General features: G+C 69.5%; 17 protein-coding genes. 12 read left to right on the forward strand and 5 right to left on the reverse strand.

Annotated elements, in window-relative coordinates; all coding sequences use genetic code 11:
- Positions 1-67 precede the first annotated feature (67 nt).
- A complete protein-coding gene (locus tag ACU4E7_RS10485) occupies positions 68-997 on the forward strand; it encodes a dihydrodipicolinate synthase family protein (RefSeq protein WP_447021477.1) in 930 nt (309 codons plus the stop codon).
- Positions 998-1118: 121 nt separating this feature from the next.
- Complete coding sequence (locus tag ACU4E7_RS10490; RefSeq protein ID WP_447021619.1) at positions 1119-2570, forward strand: FAD-binding oxidoreductase; 1452 nt, start codon at positions 1119-1121, stop codon at positions 2568-2570.
- A gap of 37 nt (positions 2571-2607) precedes the next feature.
- Here the strand turns inward: ACU4E7_RS10490 and ACU4E7_RS10495 are convergent, their stop codons facing one another.
- The 4 genes from ACU4E7_RS10495 to ACU4E7_RS10510 all read right to left on the reverse strand — a co-directional run bounded on the left by ACU4E7_RS10495 (position 2608) and on the right by ACU4E7_RS10510 (position 7510).
- Positions 2608-3822, reverse strand: coding sequence for an MFS transporter (locus ACU4E7_RS10495; RefSeq protein ID WP_447021478.1), 1215 nt, complete (start codon positions 3820-3822; stop codon positions 2608-2610).
- 79 nt (positions 3823-3901) lie between these two features.
- Positions 3902-5959 carry a SpoIIE family protein phosphatase gene (locus ACU4E7_RS10500; RefSeq protein WP_447021479.1) on the reverse strand — a complete coding sequence of 686 codons (2058 nt, stop codon included), beginning with the start codon at positions 5957-5959 and terminating at the stop codon, positions 3902-3904.
- Positions 5959-6774 carry a hypothetical protein gene (locus tag ACU4E7_RS10505; RefSeq protein ID WP_238119655.1) on the reverse strand — a complete coding sequence of 272 codons (816 nt, stop codon included), beginning with the start codon at positions 6772-6774 and terminating at the stop codon, positions 5959-5961. The genes ACU4E7_RS10500 and ACU4E7_RS10505 overlap by 1 nt, the downstream gene beginning before the upstream one ends.
- Positions 6764-7510 (reverse strand): hypothetical protein, encoded by a 747-nt coding sequence (locus tag ACU4E7_RS10510; RefSeq protein WP_238125002.1) that lies wholly within the window; start codon positions 7508-7510, stop codon positions 6764-6766. The genes ACU4E7_RS10505 and ACU4E7_RS10510 overlap by 11 nt, the downstream gene beginning before the upstream one ends.
- A 129-nt stretch (positions 7511-7639) precedes the next feature.
- Here ACU4E7_RS10510 and ACU4E7_RS10515 point away from each other — a divergent pair, with 129 nt between their 5' ends.
- From ACU4E7_RS10515 to ACU4E7_RS10550, 8 genes are all read left to right on the forward strand, one after another.
- Positions 7640-8335 carry a hypothetical protein gene (locus ACU4E7_RS10515; protein ID WP_447021480.1) on the forward strand — a complete coding sequence of 232 codons (696 nt, stop codon included), beginning with the start codon at positions 7640-7642 and terminating at the stop codon, positions 8333-8335.
- Positions 8332-10320 (forward strand): MFS transporter, encoded by a 1989-nt coding sequence (locus ACU4E7_RS10520; protein ID WP_447021481.1) that lies wholly within the window; start codon positions 8332-8334, stop codon positions 10318-10320. The genes ACU4E7_RS10515 and ACU4E7_RS10520 overlap by 4 nt, the downstream gene beginning before the upstream one ends.
- The gene (locus ACU4E7_RS10525; RefSeq protein ID WP_447021482.1) at positions 10320-11330 is read left to right on the forward strand and encodes an ABC transporter substrate-binding protein; all 1011 of its coding nucleotides are present in this window, start codon (positions 10320-10322) and stop codon (positions 11328-11330) included. The genes ACU4E7_RS10520 and ACU4E7_RS10525 overlap by 1 nt, the downstream gene beginning before the upstream one ends.
- On the forward strand, positions 11327-11998 hold the full coding sequence (locus tag ACU4E7_RS10530; protein WP_238119662.1) for a GNAT family N-acetyltransferase: 672 nt from the start codon (positions 11327-11329) through the stop codon (positions 11996-11998). The genes ACU4E7_RS10525 and ACU4E7_RS10530 overlap by 4 nt, the downstream gene beginning before the upstream one ends.
- Before the next feature lie 109 nt (positions 11999-12107).
- The gene (locus tag ACU4E7_RS10535; protein WP_238119664.1) at positions 12108-12467 is read left to right on the forward strand and encodes an STAS domain-containing protein; all 360 of its coding nucleotides are present in this window, start codon (positions 12108-12110) and stop codon (positions 12465-12467) included.
- A gap of 9 nt (positions 12468-12476) precedes the next feature.
- A complete protein-coding gene (locus tag ACU4E7_RS10540) occupies positions 12477-12929 on the forward strand; it encodes an ATP-binding protein (protein ID WP_238119666.1) in 453 nt (150 codons plus the stop codon).
- Positions 12930-13117: 188 nt separating this feature from the next.
- Positions 13118-14758 (forward strand): Na/Pi symporter, encoded by a 1641-nt coding sequence (locus ACU4E7_RS10545; RefSeq protein WP_447021483.1) that lies wholly within the window; start codon positions 13118-13120, stop codon positions 14756-14758.
- The gene (locus ACU4E7_RS10550) at positions 14748-15050 is read left to right on the forward strand and encodes an STAS domain-containing protein (protein WP_238119684.1); all 303 of its coding nucleotides are present in this window, start codon (positions 14748-14750) and stop codon (positions 15048-15050) included. Before ACU4E7_RS10545 ends, ACU4E7_RS10550 begins: the two co-directional genes overlap by 11 nt.
- 66 nt (positions 15051-15116) lie before the next feature.
- Here the strand turns inward: ACU4E7_RS10550 and epmA are convergent, their stop codons facing one another.
- Positions 15117-16184, reverse strand: a complete 1068-nt coding sequence (gene epmA, locus ACU4E7_RS10555) for an EF-P lysine aminoacylase EpmA (RefSeq protein ID WP_447021620.1) — start codon at positions 16182-16184, stop codon at positions 15117-15119.
- Between the two features lie 144 nt (positions 16185-16328).
- Between epmA and efp the strand changes: the two genes are divergently transcribed.
- Entirely contained in the window at positions 16329-16898 is a 570-nt protein-coding gene (gene efp, locus ACU4E7_RS10560; RefSeq protein WP_238119687.1) for an elongation factor P, read from the forward strand.
- Positions 16899-17007: 109 nt separating this feature from the next.
- Entirely contained in the window at positions 17008-17439 is a 432-nt protein-coding gene (locus ACU4E7_RS10565) for a response regulator (RefSeq protein WP_447021484.1), read from the forward strand.
- Positions 17440-17597: the final 158 nt, after the last annotated feature.

The following is a 17597-nucleotide window of genomic DNA, read 5'->3' on the forward strand; positions in this document are numbered from 1 at the left end:
CGAACGCCTCAGACGGCCGGGCGTGTGCCCGCCGTCCCCCCTCAGATCCCAACAAGGACCAATCAAGATGAAGCCGGCTATCGGGTGGGAAGGCGTCTTTCCCGCCGTGACCACGCAGTTCCGTGAGGACTATTCCCTCGACATCGACGCCACCGCCAAGGTGCTCGAAGGCCTGATCCGCGATGGCGTGTCCGGCCTCATCGTCTGCGGCACGGTGGGTGAGAACACCTCGCTTGCCACCGCGGAGAAGGTGCAGGTGATGGAGGCCGCCAAGTCCGTGGCCGCCGGCCGGGTGCCGGTGATCTGCGGCATCGCCGAATTCACCACCGATTTCGCCGTCGCCACCGCCAAGGAGGCGGCCAGGGTGGGGGTGGATGGCATCATGCTGATGCCGGCGCTGGTCTATTCCTCCAAGCCGCATGAGACCGCGGCCCATTTCCGCACCGTCTCCAAGGCCACCGACGTGCCGGTGATGGTCTACAACAACCCGCCGATCTACAAGAACGACGTGACCCCGGACGTGATCGCCTCACTGGTGGATTGCGACACCATCGTCTGCTTCAAGGAAAGCTCCGGCGACACCCGCCGCTTCATCGACCTGCGCAACAAGGTGGGCGACCGCTTCGTGATGTTCGCCGGGCTCGACGACGTGGTGGTGGAGAGCATCGCCGTGGGGGCGCAGGGCTGGGTGTCCGGCATGTCCAATGCCTTCCCCCGCGAGGGCGAGACCCTGTTCCGCCTCGCCCGTGCCGGCCGCTACGCGGAAGCCATGGCGCTCTATGAGTGGTTCATGCCGCTGCTGCACCTCGATGCCCGCCCCGATCTGGTGCAGTGCATCAAGCTGTGCGAGCACCTTCTGGGCCGCGGCACCTGGCGCACCCGCCCGCCGCGCCTGGCGCTGCTGGATCACGAGAAGGCCGAGGTGGAAGCGCTGGTGGCCAAGGCCCTCGCCACCCGCCCGGACCTCCCCGACGTGGGTCTGAGCCCGGCCGCCTGAGGCGCCGGATCGCCGCCTGCTCGCCATCCCCGTGCCGCCGGCGGGGGGATGGCGAAAATGTCGTGCAGGTGCGGCGCGAGGGCTCTTGCGGGGAAACAAGGGCTGCGGCACTTTCCCGGCCATGTCCATCACCACCCCCGAGCCGCTGGCTCTCGACGCCACCCGCGTCGCCACCCTGCTGGAGCGCGTCGCGGCGCGCATCGGTGCCCCTCACGTGGTCACCGATCCCCAGGAGATCGCCCCCCACCTCGTGGAAGGGCGCGGCCTGTTCCATGGCGCCACCCCGGCGCTGCTGAAGCCCGGCAGCACCGAGGAGGTGGCCTTCATCGTCGCCACCTGCGTGGAGCTGGGCCTGCCGCTGGTGCCCCAGGGGGGCAATACCGGCCTTGTGGGCGGACAGGTGCCGTTCGGCGCCATCCTCATGTCGCTGGGCCGGCTCAACCGCATCCGCAGCCTGGATGCCACCGACCTGACGGTGGTGGCGGAAGCCGGCTGCACTTTGCACCAAGTGCAGCAGGCGGCGGCCGAGGCGGACTGCCTGTTCCCGCTCTCCATCGCCTCGGAAGGCACCTGCCAGATCGGCGGCAACCTCTCCACCAATGCCGGCGGCACCGGCGTGCTGCGCTATGGCAACATGCGCGAATTGGCCTTCGGCCTGGAAGTGGTGCTGCCCGACGGGCGGATCTGGAACGGCCTGTCGCGCCTGCGCAAGGACAATACGGGCTACGATCTCAAGGACCTGTTCATCGGCGCCGAAGGCACTTTGGGCATCATCACCGCCGCCTCGCTGCGGCTGTTTCCGGCGCCGCGCCAGCGGGCCACCTCGTTCGTGGGCCTCGCCGACGCCCATGCGGCGCTCGCGCTGTTCAACCGGCTGCGCAACGTGGCGGGCGATGCCCTGACCGGCTTCGAGATCATGCCGCGCATCGGCCTCGAGATGGTGCTGAAGCACATGCCCGGCACCACCCGCCCGCTCACCAGCGAGCATGAATTCTACATTCTGGCTGAGCTCACCTCGACCCGCCGCGACGATGACCTGGCCGGTCTGGTCGAAGGCGTGCTGGCCGATGCCTTCGAGGCCGGCGAGGTGGAAGATGCGGTGATCGCCTCCAGCGAGGCCCAGGCCCAGGCCCTGTGGAAGCTGCGCGAGACCTTGTCCGATGCCCAGAAGTTCGAGGGCGGATCCATCAAGCACGACGTGTCGGTGCCGGTGTCGCGGGTGCCGGAGTTCATCGTCGAGGCGAGCCGCCTGTGTATCGAGCATATGCCGGGCCTGCGCCCGTGCCCGTTCGGCCACATGGGAGACGGCAATATCCACTTCAACCTGAGCCAGCCCCTCGGCATGGACAAGCAGGCCTATCTCGACACCTGGGAGGAGTTCAACCGCCTGGTGCACGATCTGGTGGCGAGCATGGGCGGCTCCATCTCGGCCGAGCACGGCATCGGCTATCTGAAGCGGGACGAGCTGCCGCTCTACAAGGATCCGGTGGCCCTCGACCTGATGGCGGCGCTGAAGCGCACCCTCGATCCGCGGGACCTCCTCAATCCCGGCAAGGTGCTACCCACCTCGTGACACCGGTGCAGGGCGAAGCGGACCCTTCGCCCGGGCTTCAGGCGGGGCGCCGGCGCACGCCGAAGGCGGTGCCCACGGCCAGGGCCAGCGGCACCGCCGCCGCCAGATAGACCAGGCGCGGGGCGTGGTGATCGAGGATCATGCCGTAGATGACCGGCCCCACCAGACCGCCCACGTCGTAGCCGGAATAGACCACGCCGAACACCTTGCCGGTGGCCCCGGCCGGCGCCGTGCGGCGCACCAGCACGTCGCGCGACGGCATGGTGATGCCGATGGCGAAGCCCACCGCGGCGATGAACGCCACCGTCACTTCCGGCGGCACATGCATCACCGCCGCCAGCACCGCCAGCACGGCGGAGACCGCGAGCCCGCTCATGGCGATGAGGTGGTGGTTCTCCGCCCGGTCGGCGATGTGGCCGCCGATGGCGACCCCCGCCGCGCTGCCCAGCTGATAGAGCGTCACCGCCAGGGTGGCGAGCATGAGCGAGGCGCCGAAGCCCTCCTGCAGCGCCACGATGGAAAAGCTCTGCACCCCGTTCAGGGAGAGTGAGGTGAGCAGGAAATAGAGAAAGGCGACGATCACCACTGGCGTGGTGAGCACGGTGCGGAAGGTCAGCGGGCTGGCCGCATGGGGCGTGCCCGCCGCGGCGGCCGGCGCGGGCGCGCAATGCAGCAGGGCGCGGAACAGGGCGAGGCCGGCCACCACCAGCAGCGCGCCGAGGCCCATGGTGGTCAGCGCCGTGCGCCAGCCGAAGGTGGCGCCCAGGGCACCGCTGATCAGCGGCGACAGGGCAAAGCCGATATTGCCGCAGATCACATGGGTGGCGAACGCCCGGCCCAGGCGTTGGGGGGCCACCTTGTGGCTGAGGATCGACAGATCGGCGGGGTGATAGACGCTGTTGCCGAGCCCGGCGAGGGCGGCGAGGGGTAGCAGCATCTCGTAATGGGGCGCAAATCCCATGGCGGCGGTGGCGCCGCCTTGCAGGATCATGCCGGACAGCAGCAGCCGGTCGGCGCCGAACCGGTCCACCAGCACGCCGGCCATCACCTGGCCGGCCGCCGAGCACAGGAAATAGACCGACAGAACCAGCCCCAGCGCGGTGAAGGAGGTGCCCAGATCATCCCGCATGAACAGGAACAGGGGCGCCAGTGCCAGCTGCAGCATGTGGCTGGTGAAGTGGGCGACGCCCACCGCCCCGATGGTGGCGACCTCGCCCGAAACCTCGGGGGCCGCATCGGCATTCACAGACACCCTGTCCTCCCGTCCGCCTCTTGTCGGGCGGCGGTGCCGTCTCCGATGGATGGGCGTGTGGCTGCGCCGCGGGGGCAGCTCAGTCCGGGCGCTGGGCTCCCTTGCCGTCGAAATAGCGCAGGGTCAAGCAGGTGATGTCGTCCGCCTGGGGCGCGCCGCGCTCGAAAATGTGCACCGAGGCCAGCACCCGCTCGGAGAGTTCCAGCACCGACCAGTCGTTGGCGCCGCTCTGCAGCAGGGTCTCCAGGCGCGTTTCGCCATAGGGATTCTGGTCCACGTCGAAGGCTTCGGTCACGCCGTCCGTGTACAGGAAAAGGGTGTCGCCAGGGGCCAGGGAGAAGGTGCGCTCCACATAGACGAAGCCTTCCAGCACCGCCACCGCCATGCCGCCAGTGGATGGCAGGGTTGCAACTTTGCCGGAGCTGGCCACGTGATACGGCAGGTTGTGGCCGGCGTTCACATAGGTGACTTGCCCGGTGTTGAGATCAAGCACGCCGTAGAGGACGGTCACGAACAGCATCTGGTCGTTCTCGACCGCCAAGAGGTCGTTGAGGCGGCGGATGCAGCGAGCCGGCGAGCGCTCGAACAGCGCGGTGGAGCGTAGCAGGGTGCGCGAGATGGCCATGAACAGGGCGGCCGGAACGCCCTTGCCGGAGACGTCCGCCACCACGAAGCCGAGGGTGTGGTCGTCGATCATGAAGTAATCGTAGAAATCGCCGCCCACCTCGCGGGCCGGGGTCATCTGGCCGTGCACCGCCACCCGGGCATCGGGCGGGAACTCCTTGGGCAAAATGGCGAGCTGCACCTGACGGGCGATCTCCAGCTCCTGCTGCAGGCCGGCCAGCTTGGTCTTGGTGATGAGGGCCTCGCGCAGCTCGACCACCATGGAGGACAGGCGGGTATGCTGCTCGACGATGCGCCGTGAAAGGTCGTGCAGCACCCGCGCCACGCGCCGCAGCTCGTCGTCGCGCTGGTCGTCTTCGGGCTGGGTGGCCAGCAGTGCCAGCACCTCCTCGCGGTCGGTGGGGTCGATGGCGGCGGCGAGGGCCTTGAGCTCGCTGGAGATCACCGCCTCCTGGCGGCGCCGCACCCGCTCGCGCTGGCGGCGGCTTTCGGCCAGCGCCTGCACATGGCCACGCAGCGCCACCACCGCCGAGGCGATGCGGCCGATCTCGTCGGATCCGGCATGGTCCACGGTGACCGAAGTGTCGCCGCGGGCCAGCGCCTGGAGCACGTCGATGGCCGATTCCAGGGGCCGGAAGCTGTACCAGAGGAACAGGTTGAGGCCGATGATGCCCAGCACCATCAGCGCGATCGCCCCCCAGACCGCGGCCTGGCGGATGAGGTTGGAGGTGCGCAGGGTCTCGGTGGTGTCCACCAGGCTGACCAGGGCGCCCACCACGCTGCCGCCGATGGCTTCCACCGGCACGCTGGTGAGGGTGTAGTTGCGACTGTCCACGCTGATGCGCTCGGCCAGGGGGCGGCGCGGGGTCAGGGTGAGCTTGGCCCGTTCCCACAGGCGCAGATCGGTGCTCGTCACCACCCGGCCGCGCACGGTGATGAGGGTGGTGGTGGCGCCGATGCCTCGGGCGAAGCGGTCGATGCCGAGGCTGGCATCGCGCCCGAGCACCAGCACCGCGCTGCCGCCATTGGGCAGGGTGACGGTGCGGGTGGAGATGACGATGATGCGGTCGGCGGCCACCTGCCGCAATCCGCCGAGCACTTCGCCCTTGAGGGCGCGGTCGAGGCTGCTGGCGTCGAGGATGGTGCGCGTGTGCCCGGTGCCGCCGGCGCCGTAGATCAGCTCGCGGTCGCTGCCCACCACCTCGAACGAAGTGTCGGGGTCGCCCACGTCCACGCCGGCGTCCTTGAGCGCGGTGGCGACTCCCGGCCGGTCGGCGAAGCCAAGGGCGATGCGGAACGCCGAGGAGCGGTCGACGCGCTCCAGGATGCGGGACAGGTTGTTGGTCTGGAAGGCGACGATCTCGCGCCACAGCACCGTCTGCCCGGCAATGGCCACCTCGCCCTCGCGCACTTCCGCGACGCGGTCGCGCAACAGCGTCGCGGCCCACACGCCCAGCATCAGCACGAGGAAGCCGAGCGCCACGATGAGGGTGATCCGGGTGCGCAGCAGCATCAGGCGTCGCGCTCCTTGTCCGTGGCGGCCGGCGGGGCCAGCACGTCCTGGCGCAGGCTTTCCACCTCGGGGCGCAGGCTGCCGTCAAAATCCACCGCCAGCAGCTCCTCCGCATAGGCATCGAACACCGCCCGGCGATCGCGCACATGGCGATTGCCGGCGCTCAGGGCCCGGAAGGCGCGGCCCACCGCGCCATAGCGCACGCCGGAGCGGGCGTCCCAGTCGAAATCACCGGCGATGGCGCGGTTGAGGCCGTCGGCCAGGCGCGCTTCGGCGCGGTCGAGGGCGAGCCCCACCAGCAGGCCCGCCGCCAAGGCCGCCAGGGCGGCGCAGATGAACACCACCACCGCCGCCTGCACGGCCACATTGGCGAACGCCTGGGCAAAGGCCACGGGATTGGTGCCCACCTCCACCGTGGCCACGACATTGCCGTCGACCACCACGTCGGCGGTGGCGGAATCGATGCCCGGCTCGCCGTCCATGGCGCTGCGCAACTCGCGCCCGTCGGGTCCGCGCAGGATGATCTGGGTGATGCCGGGGGTGGCGATCACCGTCTCTTCCAGGTGGGCCTCCACCCCCGGCAGCAGCTTCAGGGGAATGCCGAAGCGGGCGGCTTTCTCGAACTGCTGGGCCAGGGCACGGGCGACCGAGGTGCCGATCACCAGAGCGTCGCGCCGGGCGCTGTCCTGCACCTGGGCGCGGTAGGAGGTGGTGAGCAGCGCCGCCGCCGTGCCGCCGATGAGCAGGGTCACGAGGAAGGCGAACACCGCCGTCAGCAGGCGCGCCCGCCCGGGATCCACCGGGTCAGGCCGCATCGTCGAGTGCCCCCAATTGGCCGAGGCCGCGGTCGACCCGGGCTTCGGCGCGTTGCCAGTTGCGGTGGGTGAGGAAGGCGAGGCGCGACAGCTGCCGGTCGGACGTGGCGCTCATGGCCTCGCCGGAGAGGATCCGCGTCACCTGCTCGAACGGGCGGGACATCACATAGGAGAACAGCACGGCGGCGATCACCACGATGATGGCGGCCACCGCGGCGAGGGCGATGGCGAGGCCCAGCAGGCTCAGCCCCAGGGATTGGGTCCGCGCCAGGCGGCTGCGGTCGGAGACGGTGACCGAAAGGCCGCCGGCGACGCCGAGGTCGTTCTCGAAATGGGTGCCGAAGACGGTGTCGCCCCGCTCCACGGTCTGCCAGATGCCGGCATCGGCGAGCCGCTGCACCCAATCCTGCGGCAGGGCCTCACCGATGACGCTGCGGTCGGTGGAATAGATGGCGCGGCCGGCGGCGTTGAAGATGTCGATGGCGAGGATCGACGGGTCGTTGGCCTTCTCGCGCTCGATGCGCGCCTGCAGGGTGGAGATCTGGTCGAGGGTCAGGCCAATGGAGAGGTTGCCCTCGGTGGCGGTGCGCAAGGTGGTGAGCAGATTAGCCACCCGGGCCCGTTCGATCTCCACATTCACCCGTTCGCTGGCGGCAAAGCAAAGCCCCGCGACCGCCACCACAGTGGCGATCACAGCGAGGATCATAACCAGAGCCAAGCGACTTACGAACGTCATGAACCTGCTTCACCGGATCGACGCCGGGGGACGTTAAACGGAGCCGTGGGACCAAACCAGAAAAAAACGGTACGCGATCAAAAAAATCCTGCAATCTCAGGATGCTTTTCATACCGCTGCGAGGTTGACATGGTGGTGGGATCTCCGCTCCGTTCCGGCCTGGACATGACGCGCGCCACCGTGTCGCTGATCGCTGTTTTCGCCTTGATCGCCGCCGCCTGCGTGGCGTTCGGCACCTATTTCGCCAATGCCACCTTGAGCGGTGCCTATGGCACGGCGGTGGAGGCGCGCTTCAAGGTCACCGCCACCCGCATCTCCAGCATCATCGAGCGCGCCGCCTCCCTCGGTATTGCCGTGCCGGTGCAGCGCACCCTCACCGAGGTGCTGCGGCGCGAGGCGCGGCTGGAAGCCGATCTCATTTCCATCGACATTGCCGACGAACGGGGCGCCATCGTCTTTTCGAGTGCCCCCGAGCGGGTGGGGCAGGTGGCTGACGCCGCCGCCCCCCACCAGGTGGTGAGCTTGGTGCGCAACGATTTCGATGCGATCATCGGGCGGGTCATCATGCGCTATGACCCCCGTGCGCTCGCGATGGTGGCGGATGAGATCCACGGCGCCCTGTGGGCGGTGGCCTGGCCGACGCTGGCCGGCGCGGTGGTGGCGACCATCCTGGTGGGCGCGGTGCTGGCGGGGGCCCTGCGCCGGGCAGTGCGGCGCGCGGCGCATCCCAGCCGCTGGCCCGGCGCGGCGCGGGCGGTGCTGGCCGAAATCGAAGGGGTGCACCGGGACGCGCAGACCCCCGGTGCGGCCGGAGGCGGACGATGATCGGTCTGCGCGCCGCGGTCACCATCGCCATCGCCCTCATTCTGTGCGCCGCGCTGGCGGTGATCGGCTGGGGCGCGCAGCGGGTGGCGCAGCGCACCATCGTTCCGGCCATTCTCGCCAAGGCCGAGACGGTGGGCCGCTCGGCCGGAGGGCTGCTGGAGCGGGCGGTGGCGGCGGGCATTCCGGTGCGTGATCTTGTGGACGTCCCCGCATATTTCGACGAATTGCGAGCCCCCAGCCGCGAGTTTGCGGAAATCCGCCTGTCGTTGCCCTCCGGCGAGGTGCTGGCGCGCTCGGGAACCCGGGTGGGGCTCGACGACGCGGCTGTGGTGCGCACCGCGGTGCAAGGCGCAGGGGGGCAGGTGGCGGAGATCGCCATCACCGTGGATCCCACCGTGGTCTGGCAGCAGGTGGGGGCGGTGCTTCTGGATGTGGCCTTCATTGGCGTGGTGGCCCTGCTGGTGGCGCTGGAACTGGTGGCGCTGGTGGTGGGCGGCCGGGCGATCGCCGCGCTGGTGGCGGTGGAGCAGCGCCTGAAGGCGCTGGCGCGGGGCCGGCTCGCGACCCAGCAGGATGACGGCGGCACGGCGGTGCGCGCGCTGCTGGCGCCCATCGACGCGATCACCAGCCGCCTCGGCGCCCGCCATCGGCAGGCCCGGGCGCGGGCGGTCCAGGCCGGGGATGCGGCGCTGGTGGCGCGGCTGGACCGGCTGGCGGAACGCAGCGGTGTCGGCGAGACCGAGGGCACTGAAAGCCGCCTCGCCGCCGCCGTGCGGCCGGCCCTGTTCCTGTTCATGCTGTGCGAGGAGCTCACCCGGCCCTACATGCCGCGGCTGGCCCAGGGGCTGGCCGCGGGGGATGTGGGGCTGAGCCCCAATGTGGCCGCCAGCCTGCCCATCGTCGCTTTCATGGCGGTGGTGGCCCTGTGCCAGATCCCGTTCGCCAGCGTGTCGGAGCGAATGGGGCGGCGCAACGGCTTCCTCGCTGGGGCGCTGCTGGCGGCGCTCGGCTATGCGGTCTCCGCGGTGACCGGAAACTACCACCTGTTCCTGCTGGCGCGGGTGGTCACCGGTCTCGGCTATGCGCTGGTCTTCGTCTCCGCCCAGGGGCATGTGGTGGATCATTCCCATGGGGCTGGCCGCAGCGCGGCGCTGGCGGTGTTCGTGCGGGCCATCATGGTGGCGTGCCTGTGCGGTCCGCCCATCGGCGGTGTCATCGCCGACCGGCTGGGAGCGGAGGTGGCGCTGTTCACCTCGGCGGCGGTGGCGGTGGTGTCGGCGCTGGTGGCCGCCATGGTGGTGCCGAAGGCGCCCCGTGGGGTGGTGCATGCGCCGGCCACCCTGCGGGATCTGGCGCGCTCTGCCCGCGCCCCCCGGCTGATGGCGCTGCTGCTCGGCTGCGCCTTTCCCGCCAAGCTGCTGTTCGCGGCCCTGTGCCTGCTGCTGGTGCCGCTGGAGCTGCAGCGGCAGGGCTATTCGTCGGCGGCGATCGGCCGCTTTCAGATGATCTATCCGCTGCTGATGGTGCTGGCGGTGCCGTTCTTCGCTGCCCTGGCGGATCGCTGGAACGCGCGTGCCGGTTTCGTCATCGCCGGAGGGCTGGTGTCGGGCATCGGCTCCATGCTGGTGCCGCTAAATCCCTCCGCTGTGCTGATCGTGGTGGCGCTGGCGCTGCTGGGGCTCGGCCAGTCCATGTCCATCGCCTCGCAATCGGCGCTGGTGGCCGATACCGCGGCGCACGCCGGGGGGCGTCCGGCCGGCGTCCTGGGTTTGTTTCGGCTGGTGGAGCGCTCCGGCAATGCGGCGGGCCCGGCGGGCGCTGGTGTTTTGCTGGCAGCGGTGGGATTCTCCATTGCAACCGCGCTTTTGGGCGCTGTGGTTGTGGCGGGCGCAGCGGTATTTGCGCTATCGGGACGACGGTCTGCTGCAACGTCCGGTTCGCGCCGCGCCATGCGCGCATCCTCGTCCGAAGGGAGTCCTGTGTGATGGACCGCCGTTCGCTCCTCTCGCTGGGTCTGGGCGCCGGCGCCGCCGGTCTTCTCGGCCGCGCCGCGCGGGCCGACAGCCCGGGCGCCCCCTTCCGCATCCTGATGCTGACCTTCCGTGGCGAGACCGACGTGGAGCGGGGCTTCCGCGACTATTTCGCCGCCAACGAAATCAATGCGGAATTCCTCACCAGGGACGTGGAGCGCGATTCCGGTCGGGTGAAGTCCATCCTGGCCGAGACCCTGCCCACCTTCCGCCCGGACCTCATCTATACTTACGGCACCCCCAACACTCTGGCGGTGGTGGGGCCTTATGATGCGCCACCGACTGCGCCGTTCGTGCGCGACATTCCGGTGGTGTTCGCGCTGGTGGCGGCGCCGGTGCAGGTGAAGATCGCGCCCTCGTTCGCCTCCTCCCAGCGCAATGTCACCGGCGCCGTGCACGTGGTGCCCACCGATGTGCAGATGCGCGCCATGCAGGGCTACAAGCCGTTCAAGAAGGTCGGCGTCATCTATTCGCCCAACGAGAACAACTCGCTGGCCATCATCGAGGAAATGCGGGCCTTCTGCTCGGCGATCAATGTCGAGGTGATCACCCGGCCGCTGGTGATGAACGGGACCCGCGCCACCGGTGACGGCGTCGAAGGCTTCGTGCGTGATCTCAAGGAGCAGGGCGCCGACTGGCTTTATCTGCCGGCGGACACGTTCCTGGCCAGCATCTTCGACCGGGTGGGCGAGACCGCCCTCAAGGTGAAGCTGCCCACCTTCGGCGCCACCGAGTTCTTCCTGCGCCAGGGCCTGGGGCTGGTGGGGCTGGTGAGCCGCTATTACTCGGTCGGCCAGCTGGCCGGCTCCAAAGCGGCCGAGATCCTGGTCAACCATCGCGCACCGCGCACCATTCCCATCGAAACGCTGCGGCGTTTCGCACTCATCATCAACATGAGCGTGGCGCGGCAGCTCGGGGCCTATCCCCCCATCGCCATGCTCAATTATGCGGAGGTCATCACGTGACCAGCGCTGTTGTGGCCAGTGCGCCGGCTCGTCCCCTCACTCAGCGCGAGCTTGGCCCGGCGGACCTCGACGCGGTGGAGGCGCTGCATCGCGTCGCCATCGGGCCCATCGCCCGACCCGAGGTGGTGAAGCCGGAGAGCCGGGCCTATTTCGAGAGCATCCTGGCGGGTCGCGGGCGCACCGTCGGCCTGTGCGACGGCGGCGCCCTGGTGGCCTACGGCATCCTCCAGCATGAGCACACGCCGAAGGACGGCCCGCACCGGCTGCTGAACGTGGCGCCGAGCCGGGCGGTGGGGCGGTTGGCGGGCGCCTCGGTGCATCCGTCCTATCGCGGGCAGGGGCTGCAGAAGGCCCTCATCGCCGGGCGGATCGACCTGGCGCCGGCGGACATGCTGCTGTTTTCCACCGCCGCGCCGGTGAACGTGCCCAGCTGGTCGAACCTGGTGGCGGGCGGTTTTCCCATCTCCGGCATCGAGCTGTTCTTCGGTGGCTATGCCCGCTACGTCATGGTCCGCGACGGTTCGGAGCCCGATGATGGCGCCCGGATCGTGGTCGATCCGCTCGATACGGACCGGCAGAAGGCGCTGTTCGCCGAGGGCTGGCGTGGCTATGGGCGCGGCCGCTCGGACACGGGCGCCACGGGCCTGGTGCTGGCGCGCCCGCGCTGAGGCGCGGGCGCCGCGGCGGGGCTTCCGCTGCGGCTTGCGGCGCTCTAGAATGTGCTGCGCGCTTTGGGGCCCATGGATGGCGCTCGCCGCCGATCGAGAGATCCGACGCATGAAGATGGACACGTCGCCGTTGGCCCTGGATGTGGTGCTGATCGCCCTGGAGGGCCGTCTGGACATCGCTGGCGCCGCCGCGGTGGAAGCCGCCTTCGCCGTCGAGGCGGGCAAGGCCCGGGTGGTGGTGGTCGATCTGTCCCAGACCCCGTTCATCGCGTCGATCGGCATTCGCCTGCTGCTCGCCAATGCCAAGGCGCTGAGCCGCCGCGAGGGCAGTATGCTGCTGTGCGGCTGCGATCCCCAGGTGGAGCGGGTGCTGCGCAGCACCGGCGTCGATCAACTGATCGCCATCGTGCCCACCCGCGAGGCCGCGCTGGCGGAATTGGGCGGCGGGGTTGCGGGCGGAGCAGGCTGACCGGCGCCCATGAGCACCTCGCCTGCCGCTGATACGCTGGTTTCCGCGCTGCAGGTCGGCGCGGAGCTTGCCGCCATCTCCGACGCCACCGCGTGGCTCGGTGCGCTGGGGGCCCGGGAGGGCTGGCCCGATGCGCTGCGCTTCGGTCTGGAGCTGAGCGTGGAAGAGGCGCTGACCAATGTCATCTCCTACGGCTTCGCGGCGGTCGACCATGCCCCGCAGATCCGCCTGGAGGTCTATCGCCAGCCGCACGGGCGGGTGGCCGTGCGGTTGATCGACAATGGCATCGCCTTCGATCCCACCGGCCTGCCCGAGCCGGATCCGGCCGCCTCCATCGAGGAGGCCCGCATCGGCGGGCATGGGGTGCAGCTGATGCGGCATTTCCTCGAAAGCCTCAGCTACCGACGCGCGGGCGGGGAAAACCAGCTGACCCTGGTGGCCGGCCCGAAGGCCGCGGACTGAACCGGGCGCCGGACCTGTCACAGGATCAAGGGGCTGTCGCATGACTGACATGCGCCGCCGCTAGGCTTGCTCATCCTCCCCCGTGCCGGCTCCCGCGCGGGCGGCGTCGCTGTGCGTGTTTTCAGCGGCGGGCGCGGTGGCGTCCGGTTCGGGGCGGGGCGTCGCGCGGTTTGTGAAATGCGTCACTGATGTCCGTTCTTGCTGAGCTTCTGGCCGGCCTCGGCCTTCTGTTCGTCGGGCTGAGCCGCCTGTCGTCGCACCTGCAGCACGCCACCGGCTGGCGGGCCCGGCAATGGATCCGCCGCGCCACCGGCGCGCCGCTCCGGGGCCTTGTCTGCGGCACCCTGGCGGGGGCGGCCACCCAATCCAGCAACGCGGTGGCCGTCATCTGCGGCAATCTGGTGCGCGGCGGCGTGTTCCACACCCGTGACGCCATTCCGGTGGTGGCCGGCGGCAGCGTCGGCACCGCGGCGCTGGTGCTGGTGGCGGCCATCGACTTTCGTCTGCTGGTGTTCTTTGCCCTCGCCGCGGTGGGGTTCGCCATTCATCTGCGGCTCGATCGTCACCCGGGCTGGCGCGACTGGATCGGCGCGGCGCTGGGGCTCACCCTGGCGCTGCTGGGATTGGTCTTCATCAAGCAGGCGCCGCGGGCCCTGGACGCGGCCGCCATGGCCACGTGGATCGGGCCGCTGCTCTCGCCCTGGCTCGGCTTCGCCATCGGCCTCGCGCTGGCGGTGGTGAGCCAGTCGTCATCGGCACCGACGCTCCTGGTGCTGGCGCTCCTGCAGGCGCACCTGCTGGATCTGAGCGCCGCCTTTCCCCTCGTGCTGGGCGCCAATCTCGGTTCCGGCCTGTCGGCCCTGCTGGCGGCCGGCGGGCTGGAGGGCACAGGGCGGCAATTGTGCCATGTCCATGTGCTGGTGAAGGCGGTCGGCTGCCTGCTGGTGGCGGCGCTGTGGGCGGTGGGCCTGGTGAGCGCGCGATTGTGGGGCAGCGCCGAGCCGGCCGACCTGCTGCAGGCGGCCGCCGGCGGCAATATCGCCCTGGCGGTTTCGGTGCTGTTCCTGACCCTGCAATTGGCCGGAGCGCTGCCGGTGACGCTGGCGCGGGGCGCGGCCGAGCGGCTTGCGAGCCGCCTCAGCCCCCCCAGCCTGGAGGATGGCGCCTCGCGGCCCCGCTACATCGACACCCGCGCCCTCGATGCGCCGGCCTCGGCGCTGGACCTCTCGCAACGGGAGATCCAGCGGCTGGTGTCGCTGCTGCCGACCCTGTTGCCCGACCTCGACCAGAGCGACGCGGCCACCCCCGGAGAACGGCTTGCGCTGTGGCGGGGGGCGGGGGCGGTGGTGCGCGACGTGGATCTGTTCCTCGTCGCCCTCATGGGCCGCGGACCGGGGCCGGAGGAACTGGCGGTGGCGCTGCGCCAGCAGGCGCTGGTGGAGATGATTCGCGCCCTGCAGGACACCCTGCACGACTTCTCCGAGGTGGTAGAGAGCTTCGACGCGCTGCCGCCGCTCGGCTTCAACCTTTCCGAATCCCTGCGCACCCTCGTCCTGTCGCTGGCCGATGCGGAGGGGGCGGAGGATCTGTCGGTGCTGGCGGCGCTCACCGCCGATCGCAGCACATTGCTGCATCGCATCCGCCAATCGCTGCTTGGCACCCAGGCGGAAGCGGGCGACGAGATGCGCCGGCTGCTGCTTGCAACCACGCTGTTCGAGCGGGCCGTTTGGCTGATGCACCGCATCGTGGTGGCGTTGCACCCTGTCGAGAATGACGATAATCCGGGACTGTCGTCGGGCGCGGAGCGGAACGAAGTCCATGCACATTGAGCGTGATCTGGTTGGCGGGGACGTGCTCCTGAAAGTGGCGGGGCGGCTCGATACGCCCAATGCCAAGCCGTTCGAGGCGAGCCTGATGGAGGTGGTCTCCACCACCGGCGGCGGCATCGTCGTCAATCTCGCGGGGGTGGACTATGTGTCCTCCTCGGGCCTGCGCGCTCTGCTGGTGGCCGGCAAGGCCATGCGCACGGCCAAGCGCCGGCTGGCGCTGGAGGCGCTGCAGCCGCAGATCCGCGAGGTGTTCGACATCTCCGGCTTCTCGACCCTGTTCGAGATCTCCTGAGACCAAAGCCCGCGCGGCGCTCGAGCGAACACTTTTGGCGCCGGTCGCAGGCCGTGGCCTGCGCCTTCAGGGCGTCGCCACCGGCGCCCACAGCACGTCGTCGATGCGCCGGGCGCCGCTCGCCAGCAGCACCAGCCGGTCGAAGCCCATGGCGCAGCCGGCGGCGTCGGGCATGTGGGCGAGAGCGGCGAGAAAATCCTCATCCAGCGGATAGCTTTCGCCATAGAGCTGCGCCTTCAGCGCCATCTCGTGGGTGAAGCGGCGGCGCTGCTCCTGTGGATCGGTGAGCTCTCCGAACGCGTTGGCCAGCTCCAGACCGCAGGCATAGAACTCGAATCGCTCGGCGAGGCGGGGATCGTCCGCCTTGGGGCGGGCGAGGGCCGCCTCGCTGGAGGGGTAATCGCACAACAGGGTCGGGCGGCCCATGCCGAGGTGGGGCTCGACGCGCTCCACCAGCACTTTTGAAAATATATCGGTCCAGCCGTCATCCTCGGCCACCCGGATGCCGGCGGCGCGGGCGGCGGCGGCGAGCGGCGCGGGGTCGGCGGCCGTCCCCGGCGCCGGCAGCACCGCATCGAGGTTGATGCCGGCGTAACGGGCGAAAGCGTCGATCAGGGTGAGCCGCTCCGGCGCGGCGAAGGGGTCGCAAGCCGCCCCCCGGTAGCTGAATGACGGGCAGCCGCCCACTTCGGCGGCCAGCCGAAGCAGGTCCGCGCAGTCGTCCATCAGCTGCGTATAGGACGCCTCGGCCCGATACCATTCCAGCATGGTGAATTCGGGGTGGTGGGCGGGGCCCCGCTCGCGGTTGCGGAACACCCGGGCGAGCTCGAACAAGCGCGGCTCGCCGGCCGCCAGCAGTTTCTTGGCGGTGAATTCCGGCGAGGTGCGCAGGTGCAGCGGTGCGCTTGTGCCGTCGGCGGCGATGAGATCGGTGGTGAAGGCGTGCAGGTGGGCCTCGTTGCCCGGCGAGACCTGCAGAACCGGGGTTTCCACCTCCATGAAATCGCGGGCCAGGAACCAGGCCCGCACCGCCGCCGTGATCCTGTTGCGGGCGAGGAGGAAGGGCCGGCGGTCGGCATAGACTTCCCGATCCCACCAGGGGCTCTGGGGGCTCTTTGCGGAACCAGATACCATTTTCACGGGCGAAAGTCCTTCACGGGGGCGTTCCGGCGCCAGAAACGGCGACCAAGGGTGGCGCTCGGCGCGAAGATGGGTATGGTGCGCGCCGAAGGTGAAAAGCGGCATGACGCCGCGAGAAAAGTTCAAGGAAGACGCGACGTGGTCAAGGTCATCGCCAGCTCCCTGCGCAAAGGCAATGTGGTCGATATCGACGATAAGCTCTATGTCGTCCTGAGCGCTGAAAACATTCATCCCGGCAAGGGCACCCCGGTGACCCAGCTGGACATGCGCCGCATTTCCGACGGTGTGAAGATCTCCGAGCGCTATCGCACCACCGAACAGGTGGAGCGGGCCTTCGTGGAAGACCGACCCCACACCTTCCTGTACGAGGATTCGGACGGCTACACCTTCATGAATCCGGAGAATTACGACCAGGTCACCGTGCCCAAGGACGTGATGGGCGACCTTTCAGTCTATCTCCAGGAAGGCATGGAATGCATGCTTTCCACCCACAATGGCAATCCCATCGCCATCGAGCTGCCGGCCCGCGTGACCCTGGAGATCGTGGACACCGAGCCGACCGTGAAGGGCCAGACCGCCTCTTCATCCTACAAGCCGGCCATGCTCTCCAATGGCGTGCGCACCATGGTGCCGCCGCACATCTCCGCTGGTACCCGCGTGGTCATCATGACCGCCGACGCCTCCTATGTGGAGCGCGCCAAGGACTGACGACCGGCGCCATTCCGCCGCCGGCGGGATGGCGCTGTGACCAAAGGCGAAGGGAACTTTCACGCCAGCCGCCCGTTATGGGGCGGAAGATGTATTGAAGGCGTGAACGATGAACCTTGCGGGATTGCGGGTGCTCGTCGTGGAAGACGAGTTCCTGGTCGCCCTCGTCTTGGAAGATGGCCTCAGGGCGCTCGGCTGCGCCGTGGTGGGGCCATTTGCGAGCCTCGCCGCAGCGATGGATGCGGCCGAGAACGAGGCGGTGGATGCCGCCCTGCTCGATGTGAACCTCAATGGCGAGAGCGTCTATCCGGCCGCGCGGCTGCTGGCCGAGCGCAACATCCCGTTCGTCTTCTGCTCCGCCTTTACCGGCCGTGAGCGCATGCCGCGTGAGTTCACCCACAAGCCGCGGGTGGCCAAGCCCTATACCAACCGGATGATCGCCACCGCGCTGGCCAACGTCCTTGCGCCCCAGGCCCGTCACCATGGCGCCTCGGGCGCCCTCGGGCTGCGCGGCGTCGGCGAGAGCCCGGGCAGAGCCTGAGGGCGCGCCGGGACGACGCCACCACCCATGCTCTTCCGCACGCGGCTGAACCAGGCCCTACATGGAAACGGCGGCATCTTGCCGATGCCGCCGTTTCAGATGTGTTGGCCCATGGCCTGCCGGGGGATTGGCCTGCCGGGGGATGGCCTGCCGGCTGG

This window comes from Xanthobacter sp. ZOL 2024 (genome assembly GCF_052932325.1).

Bases quoted from the DNA above. Each gene is read 5' to 3' on its own strand.
- ACU4E7_RS10550 (WP_238119684.1), top strand. From the start codon at position 14,748: ATGCACATTGAGCGTGATCTGGTTGGCGGGGACGTGCTCCTGAAAGTG.
- ACU4E7_RS10545 (WP_447021483.1), top strand. From the start codon at position 13,118: ATGTCCGTTCTTGCTGAGCTTCTGGCCGGCCTCGGCCTTCTGTTCGTC.
- ACU4E7_RS10525 (WP_447021482.1), top strand. From the start codon at position 10,320: ATGGACCGCCGTTCGCTCCTCTCGCTGGGTCTGGGCGCCGGCGCCGCC.
- ACU4E7_RS10535 (WP_238119664.1), top strand. From the start codon at position 12,108: ATGAAGATGGACACGTCGCCGTTGGCCCTGGATGTGGTGCTGATCGCC.
- ACU4E7_RS10565 (WP_447021484.1), top strand. From the start codon at position 17,008: ATGAACCTTGCGGGATTGCGGGTGCTCGTCGTGGAAGACGAGTTCCTG.
- epmA (WP_447021620.1), bottom strand. From the start codon at position 16,184: ATGGTATCTGGTTCCGCAAAGAGCCCCCAGAGCCCCTGGTGGGATCGG.
- ACU4E7_RS10505 (WP_238119655.1), bottom strand. From the start codon at position 6,774: ATGCGGCCTGACCCGGTGGATCCCGGGCGGGCGCGCCTGCTGACGGCG.
- ACU4E7_RS10490 (WP_447021619.1), top strand. From the start codon at position 1,119: ATGTCCATCACCACCCCCGAGCCGCTGGCTCTCGACGCCACCCGCGTC.
- ACU4E7_RS10540 (WP_238119666.1), top strand. From the start codon at position 12,477: ATGAGCACCTCGCCTGCCGCTGATACGCTGGTTTCCGCGCTGCAGGTC.
- ACU4E7_RS10485 (WP_447021477.1), top strand. From the start codon at position 68: ATGAAGCCGGCTATCGGGTGGGAAGGCGTCTTTCCCGCCGTGACCACG.
- ACU4E7_RS10520 (WP_447021481.1), top strand. From the start codon at position 8,332: ATGATCGGTCTGCGCGCCGCGGTCACCATCGCCATCGCCCTCATTCTG.
- ACU4E7_RS10515 (WP_447021480.1), top strand. From the start codon at position 7,640: ATGGTGGTGGGATCTCCGCTCCGTTCCGGCCTGGACATGACGCGCGCC.
- ACU4E7_RS10510 (WP_238125002.1), bottom strand. From the start codon at position 7,510: ATGACGTTCGTAAGTCGCTTGGCTCTGGTTATGATCCTCGCTGTGATC.
- ACU4E7_RS10500 (WP_447021479.1), bottom strand. From the start codon at position 5,959: ATGCTGCTGCGCACCCGGATCACCCTCATCGTGGCGCTCGGCTTCCTC.